Origin of the sequence: Rhizobium sp. ZPR4, assembly GCF_040215725.1 — a bacterium.
Classification (GTDB): domain Bacteria; phylum Pseudomonadota; class Alphaproteobacteria; order Rhizobiales; family Rhizobiaceae; genus Rhizobium; species Rhizobium rhizogenes_D.
Genome location: NZ_CP157967.1, coordinates 3,887,158 through 3,900,466, shown reverse-complemented (window position 1 = coordinate 3,900,466; position 13,309 = coordinate 3,887,158). Strand labels below are relative to the sequence as shown.

The 13,309-nt window shown below is 62.0% G+C and carries 14 protein-coding genes; 5 read left to right on the top strand and 9 right to left on the bottom strand.

Translation table 11 applies throughout. The features are described from left to right. Window positions 1-90: 90 nt before the first annotated feature. From ABOK31_RS18740 to ABOK31_RS18730, 3 genes are read left to right on the top strand one after another with little or no spacing between them, the layout of a single operon-like run. The gene (locus ABOK31_RS18740; RefSeq protein WP_349957140.1) at window positions 91-1,044 is read left to right on the top strand and encodes an ABC transporter permease; all 954 of its coding nucleotides are present in this window, start codon (window positions 91-93) and stop codon (window positions 1,042-1,044) included. Beyond that, window positions 1,041-1,907 (top strand): ABC transporter permease, encoded by an 867-nt coding sequence (locus ABOK31_RS18735; RefSeq protein WP_349957139.1) that lies wholly within the window; start codon window positions 1,041-1,043, stop codon window positions 1,905-1,907. Before ABOK31_RS18740 ends, ABOK31_RS18735 begins: the two co-directional genes overlap by 4 nt. A 23-nt stretch (window positions 1,908-1,930) precedes the next feature. Then, window positions 1,931-3,322, top strand: coding sequence for an amidase (locus ABOK31_RS18730; RefSeq protein ID WP_349957138.1), 1,392 nt, complete (start codon window positions 1,931-1,933; stop codon window positions 3,320-3,322). Between the two features lie 21 nt (window positions 3,323-3,343). Here ABOK31_RS18730 and ABOK31_RS18725 read toward each other — a convergent pair whose 3' ends face one another. After that, window positions 3,344-3,823, bottom strand: coding sequence for an Lrp/AsnC family transcriptional regulator (locus ABOK31_RS18725; protein WP_174178827.1), 480 nt, complete (start codon window positions 3,821-3,823; stop codon window positions 3,344-3,346). Between the two features lie 124 nt (window positions 3,824-3,947). On the opposite strand from ABOK31_RS18725, the gene ABOK31_RS18720 reads away from it, so the two are divergent. After that, window positions 3,948-4,874, top strand: a complete 927-nt coding sequence (locus ABOK31_RS18720; protein ID WP_349957137.1) for a DMT family transporter — start codon at window positions 3,948-3,950, stop codon at window positions 4,872-4,874. Between the two features lie 34 nt (window positions 4,875-4,908). Here the strand turns inward: ABOK31_RS18720 and ABOK31_RS18715 are convergent, their stop codons facing one another. From ABOK31_RS18715 to ABOK31_RS18700, 4 genes are all read right to left on the bottom strand, one after another. Beyond that, complete coding sequence (locus ABOK31_RS18715; protein ID WP_349957135.1) at window positions 4,909-5,148, bottom strand: hypothetical protein; 240 nt, start codon at window positions 5,146-5,148, stop codon at window positions 4,909-4,911. A gap of 74 nt (window positions 5,149-5,222) precedes the next feature. Next, window positions 5,223-6,077 (bottom strand): NlpC/P60 family protein, encoded by an 855-nt coding sequence (locus tag ABOK31_RS18710; RefSeq protein WP_349957134.1) that lies wholly within the window; start codon window positions 6,075-6,077, stop codon window positions 5,223-5,225. A 15-nt stretch (window positions 6,078-6,092) separates the two neighbouring features. Beyond that, a complete protein-coding gene (locus ABOK31_RS18705) occupies window positions 6,093-6,437 on the bottom strand; it encodes a MarR family winged helix-turn-helix transcriptional regulator (RefSeq protein WP_174178835.1) in 345 nt (114 codons plus the stop codon). 117 nt (window positions 6,438-6,554) lie between these two features. Beyond that, window positions 6,555-7,946, bottom strand: coding sequence for a M17 family metallopeptidase (locus ABOK31_RS18700; protein WP_349957132.1), 1,392 nt, complete (start codon window positions 7,944-7,946; stop codon window positions 6,555-6,557). A 167-nt stretch (window positions 7,947-8,113) separates the two neighbouring features. Here ABOK31_RS18700 and ABOK31_RS18695 point away from each other — a divergent pair, with 167 nt between their 5' ends. Further along, window positions 8,114-8,944, top strand: coding sequence for a tetratricopeptide repeat protein (locus ABOK31_RS18695; RefSeq protein WP_349957131.1), 831 nt, complete (start codon window positions 8,114-8,116; stop codon window positions 8,942-8,944). A 93-nt stretch (window positions 8,945-9,037) separates the two neighbouring features. Here the strand turns inward: ABOK31_RS18695 and ABOK31_RS18690 are convergent, their stop codons facing one another. From ABOK31_RS18690 to ABOK31_RS18675, 4 genes are all read right to left on the bottom strand, one after another. After that, on the bottom strand, window positions 9,038-9,682 hold the full coding sequence (locus tag ABOK31_RS18690) for a LysE family transporter (protein WP_349957130.1): 645 nt from the start codon (window positions 9,680-9,682) through the stop codon (window positions 9,038-9,040). Between the two features lie 123 nt (window positions 9,683-9,805). After that, complete coding sequence (locus ABOK31_RS18685; protein WP_174178843.1) at window positions 9,806-10,783, bottom strand: type II secretion system F family protein; 978 nt, start codon at window positions 10,781-10,783, stop codon at window positions 9,806-9,808. Between the two features lie 21 nt (window positions 10,784-10,804). Further along, window positions 10,805-11,812: a type II secretion system F family protein gene (locus ABOK31_RS18680; RefSeq protein ID WP_349957129.1), complete on the bottom strand. Its 1,008-nt coding sequence runs from the start codon at window positions 11,810-11,812 to the stop codon at window positions 10,805-10,807. An 8-nt stretch (window positions 11,813-11,820) separates the two neighbouring features. Continuing rightward, window positions 11,821-13,305 (bottom strand): CpaF family protein, encoded by a 1,485-nt coding sequence (locus ABOK31_RS18675; protein WP_349957128.1) that lies wholly within the window; start codon window positions 13,303-13,305, stop codon window positions 11,821-11,823. Window positions 13,306-13,309 lie beyond the last annotated feature (4 nt).

Genomic DNA, 13,309 nt, shown 5'->3' with positions numbered 1-13,309 from the left:
CAGGGCGGCCGGGCGGAGAGTTTCGCCCGCCGCCAACCATTTCGATGCCACCCATTTCGATGCTAGGGCATGATCGGCCATGGACATGCTATGATCGCACTCCTCATCCGTCGGATTTTCGGGCTTATCCTGACGCTGATTGCCGTCTCGCTGCTGGTCTTTGCCGTCATGGCGCTGCTGCCGGGCGATCCCGCCGCCATCACGCTCGGCACGTCGGCGACGCCGGAAACGCTGGCCGCACTACGGCACGGCATGGGCCTAGACCAGCCCTTGATCGTCCGTTACGGCCAATGGCTAGCCGGCGCGCTGACGGGTGATCTCGGCACGTCCTATACCTACGGCGTGCCGGTCGCGGGCCTCATTGCGGAGCGTCTGGCTGTCACCCTGCCGCTTGCGATCCTTGCCATTGTGCTGTCCATTCTCGTTGCCGTGCCGCTCGGCGTTGCCGCAGCGGCAAGACGCGGCGGCTTCGTCGATATCATCGCCACGCTGTTTTCGCAGATGGGCATCGCCGTACCTGGCTTCTGGGTCGGCCTGCTGCTGGTGCTTTTGTTCGCCACTTCGCTCGGCTGGATGCCGGCGGGCGGCTTTCCCGGCTGGGACAGCGGATGGTGGCCGGCGCTGAAATCTCTGGTGCTGCCTGCCGTCGCCCTCGCGCTGCCGCAGGCGGCGGTGTTGACACGGGTGACACGCTCGGCTGTGCTCGATACGCTGCATGAGGATTTTGCCCGCACGGCGATCGCCAAGGGCCTGTCGCGCAGCCGCGTGCTCTGGGGGCATGTGGTGCCGAATGCGCTGGTTCCGGTGCTGACCATTCTCGGGCTGCAATTCACCTTTCTGGTCGCCGGCGCCGTGCTGATCGAAAACGTCTTCACCCTGCCCGGGCTCGGCCGCCTCGCCTACCAGGCGCTCAGCCAGCGCGATGTGATCGTGCTTCAGGATGTCGTGCTGTTCTTTGCCGGCCTCGTCATCGTCGTGAACTTCCTGGTGGATCTTTCCTATCTCGTCATCGATCCCCGGCTGCGGGCGGGAGGCGCACGATGAGCATTGCTGAAACCGGAGCTGCCACCCAGCCCTCCCGCCGCCGTTTTCGGACATTGCGACGCGCGAACCTCATGGTCGGTGCTTTTATCATCCTTGCTCTCGTCGGCGTCGCCATCGTCTCATTGTTCTGGACACCGGTGCCGCCAGCGAAGATGCAGATCACCCACAAACTGGAGCCCCCCTTCGGCTTCGGGCTTCTCGGCACCGATCAGCTTGGCCACGACATCCTGTCGATGCTGATGGCTGGCTGCTGGAATTCGCTGTCGATCTCGGTGTCATCAGTCGCGATCGGCGGGACGATCGGAACGATCATCGGTGTCTCCGCCGCTGCGCAACGCGGCCTGTTCGAGGCGCTTGTCATGCGCGCCTGCGACGTGATCTTCGCGCTGCCGCCGATTCTTTCGGCCATGATCCTCGGTGCGTTTCTTGGAACCGGGCGCATGACGGCCATCATCGCCATTGCCGTCTTCATGGTGCCGGTCTTTGCCCGCGTCGCACTCGGCTCGGCCTTGCAGGCCTGGAGCCGGGACTATGTGCTGGCGGCACGCGCCATCGGCAATACGCAACTTTCCATCACGCTGCGCCATGTCCTGCCGAACATCATGGGCAGCATCATCGTCCAGGCGACGATCCAGCTTGGTCTTGCGATCCTGACGGAGGCCGGGCTTGCCTTCCTGGGTCTGAGCGTGCCGCCGCCGGCACCGACCTGGGGACGAATGCTGGCCGACGCACAAACCTATTTCCACGTCGCGCCGTGGCTCGCCCTCCTCCCAGGGCTTGCCATCGCGCTCTCCGTGCTTGGCTTCAACCTGCTCGGCGACGGGCTGCGCGATCTCCTCGACCCACGCGAGGCGACACGCTGATTGAGAGATAAAGAGTATAGATCATGACCGAACCTACCGATCTTTCCATCCGAGACCTCCGACGCAAGTTCGCCGACAAGAGCCTGTCTCCCAGCGAATACTGGCTGGCGCTCGAGACGCATATCGAGGCATGGGAGCCGACTATCGCTGCTCTCTATGCCTATGACCCCGAGGATGCACGCAAGCAGGCAGCCGCTTCGACAGAGCGCTGGGCGAAGGGTGCACCGCTTGGGACACTGGACGGCATTCCGGTGACGCTGAAGGAACTGATCGCCACCAAGGGCCAGCCGGTGCCGCTCGGCACGGCGGCCGTCGAGCTCGTCCCTGCCGCCGAGGACGCGCCGATCGCCGCCCGGATGCGCGAGGACGGTGCGGTGATTTTCGCGAAAACCACCTGCCCCGATTACGGCATGCTGTCATCAGGCCTTTCCAGCTTTCACAAGCTCAGCCGCAATCCGTGGGACCCGAGCCAAAATCCGGGCGGCTCCAGCGCCGGTGCGTCGGCGGCCGCGGCAGCCGGCTACGGACCGCTGCATATCGGCACCGATATTGGCGGCTCGATACGCCTGCCGGCAGGGTGGACCGGCATTTTCGGCTTCAAGCCGAGCAATGGCCGCATTCCGATCGATCCCTATTATCTCGGGCGCTGCGCCGGACCAATGACCCGCACTGTCGAGGATGCTGCCTTTTCCATGGCGACGCTTTCGCGGCCCGACTGGCGCGACTGCACCAGCCTCGCGCCTGATAACATCGAGTGGATGGATCTCGATATCGACGTCCGGGGCATGAAGATCGGCCTGATGCTGGATGCCGGCTGCGGCCTGCCTGTCGACGAGGAGATACGCGATGCGGTCGTTGCCGCCGCCAAACGTTTCGAAGAAGCAGGCGCCATCATCGTCGACGTCGCGCCGGTGCTGACCAGGCAGATGCTTGACGGACTTGATGCCTTCTGGCGCGCCCGCTTCTGGGGCGACATGACAGCATTGAGCGAGGAACGCCGCAACAGCATCCTGCCCTATATCTATAGCTGGGCGAAGGGCGGCGCCGATATCAGCGGCGTCGATGCCGTTCGCGGCTTCAACCAGACCTACGAGATGCGCAAGAGCTGCGGCAGGCTCTTCTCAGACGTGGACGCCGTGCTTTCGCCAAGCAATCCGATCGTCTCCTATCCCGCCGAATGGGCTTCCCCCACCAACGACCCGGCGCAGCCTTTCGAACACATCGCCTTCACCGTTCCGTGGAATATGTCGGAGCAGCCGGCCGCATCGATCAATTGCGGCTTCTCCCGCTCCGGCATGCCGATCGGCATGCAGATCGTCGGCCCGCGCTTCGACGACATGCTGGTGCTTCGCCTCTCGAAGGCCTTCGAGGACTGGAGCGGTGGCGTGACGAACTGGCCGAAGCGGCCGGGGTGACAGATCGCATCCCGTTTTGAGCTAGTCGAGCGACAACGGCAGGGACAGGCCGATCTTCACCCGATCCATGGTGACGAGCGACTTGAATTTCGTGACATTCGGATTGTCATAGAAAAGACGCCGGGCAACGTCCTCATAGGCAGACATGGTGGCGACGACGACGATGAGCACGAAGTCGGCCTCCCCGGTGACCCCGTAGCACTGCTGGACCTCAGGCGCTTCCACGAAGCTGCGCTTGATGGCGTTGATCAGGTCATAGCGTTCGTTCGCGATATGCACCTCAACGACGATGGTGATCGGCAGGCCCACCGCTGCCGGATCGACAACCGCGATATTGGCCTGAATGACGCCGCTTTCCTGCATGCGCTTGATGCGCCGCTGCACGGCAGCTGCTGAGAGGTTGACCCGTTCGCCGATCTCGCGTTGCGGAACCGCGCTGTCCTTTTGGAGAATCTCGAGAATCGCCAGGTCGAACTCATCGAGATCGGCGGGTTTGCGCATTTCAATACATCCTTATCGCAAAGAGGAAACAAAATTGCATGAAAGCCGTCAAAATGGAGCTAAATCCTCTTCCCCTACGTACTAGCTTTGCGCCACAAATCATCTGACTTGCAAAGGCACGAGAATGTCACAACCAGACACCGAATACGATATGCGCAGCCCTGGCATCGGCGAGAGTGCCGATTCGAGAGGTTTTCTCCTTGGTGTCGTGGCGATGCTTCTCGCGGCGCTGGCAATGAGCATTTCGCCGAGCCTCGTGCGCCTTGCCGATGTCGGGCCTTTCGCCAGCGCCTTCTGGCGTGTCTTTTTGGCGCTGCCGATCCTTTGGGTATGGATGCGCTACGCGGAGGTCACGGAGCCCAGTGCGCCTCGCGCCAGCTTCACGATGCCGACCATTCTCGCCGGCATCGCCTTCACGGGCGACTTGTTCTTCTGGCATCTCTCGATCATGCGGACGACGATCGCCAACGCCACCTTCTTCGCAACGATGGCGCCGCTATGGGTCGTGATCTTCGGCTGGCTCCTGCTGAGGCAAAGGGTCGGTCGCACTACGCTTCTCGGGCTTCTCGTCTGCCTTGCGGGCGGCACGGCACTTGTGGTCCAGAGCCTGGCGTTCAATCCGGACCGCGCCGTCGGCGATGCTCTTGCCATCATCACCGGAGCCTTCTTCGGTCTTTATTTTCTGGCGGTCGGTGCCGCTCGCCCCGGGACGAATGCCGCGCGCGTCACCTTTGAATTGAGCGTCATCACCGCGACGATCCTGTTCCTCGTCGCCTTCTTTTTCGAACCGCGGATATTGCCGCAATCGATTTCGGGATGGTGTGTGCTTCTGGCGCTCGGCCTCATCAGCCACGCCGGCGGACAAGGCCTGCTTTCGGTCGCGCTCGGACGACTGCCGACCGTTTTCTCCTCGCTCGTCATTTTCCTGGAATCGATCGCAGCCGCGCTTTTTGCCTGGTTCCTGTTTGGCGAAAACGTCACGCTGCTGCAGGCCCTCGGCGGCATCGTCATTGTCGCCGGCATCTGGATCGCGCGCCCTCGCACGCCTTAACCATCGGCACCACAAGCGCCGACAACAGCAGCGGCTACAAGGTCGCGGCGCCCCTGTGCGAGATATCGGCATCCAGATCGTGCAATGCTTTTTCAATCACGCGCAAATCGTCCTGCAGGCCGTCATCGGCGCTCATCGAGCTTTCGCTGCCGGCACGCTGAATAGCCCGAGCCTCGCTGCGCAGCTCGCGCAGCCTGTCGATCTTGCCGCTTTTGCGTAGGTGACTGTCGAACAGAATATCCCGAACCGTCTTTTCCATGGCCGTAATGGGCATGAGTTTTCTCCTCTCGATAGGATATCTCGATCAGAAAGATAACGAACGGGAGAAAAGACGGTTCCGGAGCGCAATCAGTCGATGAAACGGCGATAGCCGGTCGGCCGCTCATAGAGCCAACCGATCCGTTCGATGGCCGCGTCGAAATTCTCGCGGGCGACGGTCATGGTATGGCCGTTGGCGTGGACGATGGTTTCCGGATCTTCCATGATTGCGACATGACCCTTCCAGAAGACGAAATCGCCGCGCTTCAGCTCCTCGCGCTCGATCGGCTGGCCGAGGCCTGCGGCCTGCATGTCGGTATCCCGCGGAGCGGCACGGCCCGTCATCGACAGCGCCAACTGCACGAGGCCGGAGCAATCGATACCGAGGCCCGAGCGGCCGCCCCAGAGATAGGGCGTCTCCAGAAAGCGTAAGGCGACCTCGACAAAGTCGCCGCCCCGGTTATCGCCGACCGGTTGCACATGCCTGGCGAAGATCGCGGTGCCATCCTCCAGGACGACATAGTGATTGCCCCGCGCCTCTGCGGTACCGGTCACATGTACGAGACTGCCCATGGAGAGGATTGCGGCATGCGGCTTGCGCAGCTCCGGCTCGGGATAGAGGAAAGTGCGCTGCGGGATGACGACGTGGGTCGGCGTGGCTGCGCCTTCCTTGATTACCGTCTCCGGGAGATAGCCGACATAACCGTCCGCCAGAGCCTTGACCCAGCACCAGCCATCGCGGCGCTCGAATACCGTCACCTCTTCGCCCATCAAGAGCTCGGTATCGATGCCTGAGGCAAGATCCGGCTTCGGCCGAAGCGCGATGACAGGTATCGTGACGCGCGCGCTGCTGCCCTCGACGAAGCGCTCGGCTTCGACCTTGCCCTTGAGAGAGGCCTCGGCAAGATCGGGCCTGAAAGCATTGAGACGGCGGTCGAGCGTCATGACGAAATTCCCAGACTACAATTTGCGGCCGTGCTCGATGACGAGATCGCCGAGTTTTTCAAGATAGAGCGCACCGGTGACTGTTCGCTTAATGATGACGTTGCGGCGATCGCGATCGTCGCGCACGCGGTCGACCAATCCCATCAGGCCCATGGTGTCGAGCGCCCGCGTAATGACTGGTTTTGTGACGCCGAGGGTCGCGGCGAGGCCCCGCACGGTATGGGGCGGCGGCACAAGATAGATCTGCAGCAGGATCGCCGTCTGCCGCAGCGTCAAATCATGATCCTCGCGGCGCACCTGAGCGAGCGTCACGCCATGCCAGAGGCCTAGAGCCTGCGAGGCGGAGAGTTCGAGCGGCAAGGGCAACCCCGAGATTCGTTACGCTGCCGTTCCAGTCTCGGCGAAGATCGTGGCGGTTTCAAGGGGAATTCGCCAAACCCTTCTCCCCGCAATGCGGGGAGAAGGAACAACGGCATCCTATCGCACGCTCTGCCTGATGTGGTGATACAGCGCCCGGATCGCCTGCGCTTCGCCGCCACCGGGCGAATGCGGACGTTCGCTTGGTGCCCAGCCGAAGATGTCGAAATGCACCCAGCTCGGCGTCTTCGTGACGAAGCGCTTGAGGAACAGGGCGGCCGTGATGGAGCCGGCCATGCCGCCGGCAGGCGCATTGGTGATATCGGCGAATTTGGTGCGGATATCCTTGTCGTAGCCCATATAGAGCGGCATGCGCCACAGCGGGTCATCCGTCTCCAGGCTCGCCTCGGTCAGATCGCCGGCAAGCTCGCTATCGTCGGTGAAGAAGGGTGGCAGGTCGGGGCCGAGCGCGACGCGGGCAGCACCTGTCAGCGTTGCCATGTCGATCATCAAATCCGGCGCGTCCTCGTCGGCATAGGCGAGCGCGTCGGCGAGGATCAGCCGTCCCTCGGCATCGGTATTGTCGATCTGCACGGTCAGGCCCTTGCGGCTCCTGTAGATATCGCCGGGACGGAAGGCATTGGCCGAGATCGAGTTCTCAACGACCGGAATGATGACGCGCAGGTCGACCTTCAGCTTGGCGTCCATGATCATCAGCGCCAAGCCCATGACGTTGGCGGCACCGCCCATGTCCTTCTTCATCAGAAGCATCGAGGCTGCCGGCTTGATATCAAGGCCGCCGGTGTCGAAGCAGACGCCCTTGCCGACCAGCGTGATGCGACGATGACCCTTCTTGCCCCAGCGCAGTTCCAGAAGACGCGGCGCATCGGCGCTCGCACGCCCGACAGTGTGGACGAGCGGGAAGTTTTCCTTCAGCAGATCGTCGCCGATGATGACGGACATTTCCGCCTTATAGTGCTCGGCAAGCGCCCGGAAGGCCGCTTCGAGCTGTTCCGGCCCCATGTCGTTGGTCGGCGTGTTGATGAGATCGCGGGCGAGGAAGACGCCGGCGAGCTGGCGCTTGATATCGGCGGCATCTGCATCGCGCGGGATCATCAGCGTCGGTGCCGCCGTTTTCTCCGACTTGTAGCGATCAAAGCGGTAGCTGCCGAGACCGAAACCGAGCGCGAGCCGGTTCGCCGTCAGGGGCGCTGTTTCGATATGCCAGTCGCCCGCCGGCAGGCTGCGTGCCAGCTTGCCCGTGAGGAAGGGTTGCTCGGACGGATTGGAGCCGAGGCCGAACAAGGCTCCGCCTAGATGCCCTTCCGCGGTCGGGATCAGCAACAACGAGCCGCTTTCGGCCTTGTAACCGGCCTTGCGGGCCCAATCGAGCGCGATGGGATCGATGGTGCCGGTCTCGATATGCGCCGGGGTAACGGCAAAGATCGGCAAGGTCGCGCCACCCTTCGAATTGAAAGGCGTCGCGCGCTCGATGAATTGATAGGGGGCCATGACTATCCTTTGACGATGACTTCAGGGAATCGGGGACTTCAGGGAATCGAGAGTTAACCGTCTGTTAGGGTTAACAGATTATTGCTGGAGCGAACATTGCGTCGAACCTTTCCCTGTTCCGATTCTAGGCCGGGCGCAAGACTATAAGGAATTCAGGGATAAGCGACATGCCCGCCGTCTCAGCTGCGTCTTCATTCAGAACCTTTCTTTTCCGGGGAGCTCCGGCTGCGCTTCTGGCGATCGCGCTCGCAAGCTGCTCGACAACCGGAAAAGACCGGATGACGACCGGCTCGATTCCGAAGACGTCGCAATCTCTCGACACGATGAACAGCACTGATCTGGCGCAGGCAACTGCGGCGTATGGCAAGGCCTATGACGCCAATCCTAAAGATCGCGATGCCGGCGTCAATTATGCCAATACCTTGCGCATGAGCGGCCGCAACGACCAGGCGCTTGCCGTCATGCAGCAGGTGGCGATCGCCAATCCGAGCGATCGCGGCGTGCTGGCAGCTTATGGCAAGGCGCAGGCGGCGGCGGGGCAACTCGACGAAGCGCTATCGACCATCGATCGCGCGCAACTGCCGGACCGGCCGGACTGGCGGCTGGTTTCGGCGCAAGGTGCTATCCTCGATCAGCTTGGGCGCTCCACCGATGCACGGGCCAAATATCGAGATGCGCTGGTGCTGGCCCCGAACGAGCCGACCATCCTTTCCAATCTCGGCATGTCCTATGTGCTGACCGGCGACCTCAAGAATGCGGAAAGCTATCTCCGCACGGCCGTCGCCCAGCCGGGCGCCGACAGCCGGGTGCGGCAGAACCTGGCGCTGGTCGTCGGGCTACAGGGCCGCTTTGCGGAAGCTGAACAAATCGCCCGCCAGGAACTGACGCCGCAACAGGCAAATGCCAACGTCGCCTATCTGCGCGGCATGCTGGCACAGCAGAATTCCTGGCAGAAGCTTGCCGCCAGCGGCGACAGCAGGAAAATAGCCCAGCAATAGAGCGGGAGCGCCGTAACGGCTTCCCTACCCAACTTTCGAATCCGGAAACCGACGACTGAGCGGTTGAGGCCCACGCCCCGTAGCCGCTGGCCTTTAACGCCAGATGTGGCGCGGCAGCCCCTCGGCGACAAGCCGCGCGCCGAGGGCACCCATCACGACGCCGGCCACCCGGTCTATCCATAACTTCGCACCGAGATAGATGGCCCGCGGCCGGTTCGAAGAAAAGGCCATCGTGACCACCGTGTACCAGCCCACTTCAACCAGGAAGACTGCGGGCGGAACCGTAAACAGCAGCCAGGGCGCCGGAGCCGCCGGCAGGAGTGCGGCGAAGATACTGCCGTAGAAAATGGCCGTCTTCGGATTGCTGAGCTGCGTGCCGAGCGCAAAGAGGAAATTGCGCATCACACCGCCTGCAGCCGGCGTCGCAGGGGTATCGATGGGAAGATCGTCCGCCGCACCGCGCCAGATGCGGATGCCGATATAGATCAGATAGAGACCACCGGCGACTTTTAGCGCCAGATACAGCCATTCGACCTTCATCAGCAATGCGCTCAAGCCGAACAGGGCCAAGGTCGCGAAAATGACGCTACCCGTTCCCATGCCGAAGGCCGCGGCAAGACCTGCCTTGCGTGAGCGGGAAACGGCGATGCGCGAAACGAGCACGAAGCTCGGGCCAGGGCTCACGGCCCCGATGAAGACTGCTGCGATGACACTGAAAAATATTGCCAAGGATGACATGCGAGACCTCCCAACATGGTCGACATGAACGCCCGGCGCCTTTCGGGAACGATGCGCCTGGCGCCAATCGGCGACATTGCATGGAAGATAATCATGCCCGCATGCCGCGAGCAAGTCGGCGGCTCAGAATTTGTCCATTGCCTGAATGATCGCCGGGCCGAGAATGACCGCCATCAAGACCGGCAGAAAGAAGACGATCATCGGTACGGTAAGCTTCGGCGGCAACGCGGCCGCCTTCTTTTCCGCCTCGTTCATGCGCTCGTCGCGGCCTTCTTGCGCCATGACACGCAAAGCCTGCGAGAGCGGCGTGCCATAGCGTTCCGCCTGGATGAGCGCCTGCGTCACCGATTTGACGAGATCGATCTGCGTGCGGGCGGCGAGATTGTCAAAGGCGGTGCGGCGATCCTGCAGGAAGGAAAGCTCGGCCGTGGTCAGCACCATTTCCTCGGCGAGTGCCGGGGATTGCTCGGCCATCTCCTCGGACACGCGATGCATGCCAGCCTCGATGGATATGCCAGACTCCACGCAGATCAGCATCAGATCGAGAGCATCCGGCCAGGCGCGTTTGATCGATTTCTGGCGCTTGGTCACCAGATTGGAGATATAGATGTTCGGCGCATAGAAGCCCAGATAGGCGAAACCGATGACGCCAAGCAGACGGATCGGCAAGGGCTTTGCGGCAAACCAGCCGAGAACGAAGACGACGACGATCGCAACCGCCAGAAACAGGAAGGGCAGCAGGAATCGCGCCACCAGGAACATGTTGAGCGCATTTTCCGAGCGCAGGCCGGCAGACCGCAAGCGATTGACGGTATTGGCGTCGACAAGCGCATTACGCAGGTTGAATCGCTCGACGATCTGTCTGACGTTTCGATTGTTGTGGCTGCGTAGCGATGCCTTGCCGCCGTCGGCGCTGAGCCGCGCGCGTTCACGGGCGCGAATCTGTTCGCGCTCTGTCGATACGGCCTTCATGCGCTTGCTGAGATCACCACGCTCCAGCAGCGGCACGGCAATCGTATAGAAGGTCGCGAAGACGGCAATGGCAACCACAACGGCAAGAAGGGTGCCGGGATCGGTCAAATTGGCAGCCAGATCGGACATGGGCTACGCGGCTCCTTCCGCTCAGATCTCGAAGTTGACCATGTTGCGCATGATGAAGATGCCGAGCGACATCCAAATGCCGGCCGCAATCAAGATCAGATGGCCGCGCGGATCGGTGAACAGGATCATCATGTATTGCGGCGAGGTCAGATAGACGAGCAGCATCACGATGAAGGGCAGAGCGCCGATGATGACGGCGGATGCCTTGGCCTCCATCGACAATGCCTTAACCTTTGCCTTCATTTTCTTGCGCTCGCGCAGCACCTTCGAGAGGTTGCCCAGAGCTTCCGACAGGTTACCGCCTGCCTGGGCCTGAATGGCGATGACGATCGCGAAGAAATTTACTTCCTGCAGCGGCATATGATTTGTGATGCGCGCGCAGGCGTCTGACATGCTAAGACCGACCTGCTGCGCTTCAACCACCCGCCGAAACTCCGTCTTGACGGGCTCTCGCGCCTCGCCGGCCACCAACCGTACTGCATCGTTGAGCGGCAGGCCCGAGCGAAGCGAGCGCGTGATGACATCAAGTGCGTTCGGAAACTCTTCCAGAAACTTGCTTTGCCGACGGCTGATGAGGAAGCCGATGACCCAGCGCGGCAGGCCGAAGGCGGACGCAAAGAATACTCCCAAAATGACGAGAGGCGGCGCGCCGACGATGAAAAAGACCAACATGACGAAAAGACCGAAGATCACGCTGAAGATGTAGAAGCGCGACGGCGTCAACGACAGGCCGGCCTGCGCCAGACGTGCCTTCAGCGACTGCTTCTTCTTCGTGTTTTCGGACTGGCGCCGCTCGAGATCCTTCAGCGTATCCTGCACCGATTTGCGCCGTTTGGACATTTCCTGGACGCGATCGCGCGCAGCCTTGACCTTGACGCGGTCGGTTTCGGCCTGCTTGACCCGGTTGACCCGGCCTTGCGCCTTCTTCTGTGTTTCGATCCGCGAATAGAGAATGCCGTAACAGACCGCGGCGGCGGAGACCGCCGTCAGCAGGACAATCAACAGCACTATCGGATCGATACCAAACATCGTAAACCCTATTGCGCCTTCTGTTCCATCTCATCGAGGGCAGCTGCCAGGCGCCGCTCCTCATTATAGTAGCGGGCACGATCCCAGAAATGCGGCTTGCCGATGCCGGTGGAGACGTGCCGTCCGACGATCCGGCCGTTCGCATCTTCGCCCTCGATCTCGTAGCGCATCAGATCCTGGGTAATGATCACATCGCCTTCCATGCCGATCACCTCGGTGATCTGAGTGATGCGGCGCGAACCGTCACGCAGGCGGGCAGCCTGGATGACGACGTCGACGGAGCTGGAAATGATCTCGCGCACGGTCTTGGCCGGCAGGCTGAAACCGCCCATGGCGATCATCGATTCCATACGGCTCAGGCATTCGCGCGGCGTATTGGCGTGGATCGTGCCCATGGAGCCGTCGTGACCCGTGTTCATCGCCTGCAACAGGTCGAAAACCTCGGGCCCGCGCACTTCGCCGACGATGATGCGTTCGGGGCGCATACGCAGGCAGTTCTTGACCAGGTCGCGCATGGTGATCTCGCCCTCGCCTTCAATGTTCGGCGGGCGGGTTTCGAGACGCACGACATGCGGTTGCTGCAGTTGCAGTTCGGCAGTGTCTTCGCACGTGATGACGCGCTCGTCGCGGTCGATATAGTTGGTCAGGCAGTTCAGCAGCGTCGTCTTGCCCGAGCCCGTACCGCCTGAAATGACGACGTTGCAGCGCACGCGGCCGATGATCTGCAGCAGCGTCGCGCCTTCCGGCGTGATGGCGCCGAAGCGAACGAGCTGATCGAGCGTCAGCTTGTCCTTCTTGAACTTACGAATGGTGAGCGCCGGCCCGTCGATCGCCAGCGGCGGAGCAATGACGTTGACGCGCGAGCCATCGGGCAGGCGCGCATCGCAGATCGGGCTGGATTCATCGACGCGGCGGCCGACCTGGCTGACGATGCGCTGGCAAATGGAAAGAAGCTGCGAATTGTCGCGAAAGCGGATTTCGGATTCGACGGTCTTGCCGCCGACTTCGATGAAGGTCTGGCCGGCGCCGTTGACCATGATGTCGGCGATGTCGTCACGGGCGAGCAGCGGTTCCAGCGGGCCATAGCCGAGCACGTCGTTGCAGATATCCTCGAGCAGCTCTTCCTGCTCGGAGATCGACATCGCGAAATTCTTGATGGTGATGATGTCGTTGACGATATCGCGAATTTCCTCGCGCGCGGCCTCGTTGCCAAGCTTGGAGAGCTGCGACAGGTCGATCGTATCGATGAGCGCGGAGAAGACCTGCGATTTCGTATCGTAATATTCTTCCGTACGCGCCGTGCGACGCCGGCTGGGCGTCTGCATCGGCGGCGGGGCGACCTGCTGACGCGGCTGTGCGGCATCACGGGACGGCTCTATCAGCACGGCCGGCGCCGTTGAGCCACCTGCAGGAGCGGGCGCACGCGCCGGTGCCGGCGGAGGCATTGCGCCGCCGCTCTTTGCAGGACCTTCACTTCCGCGCTTGCCAAACATGTCT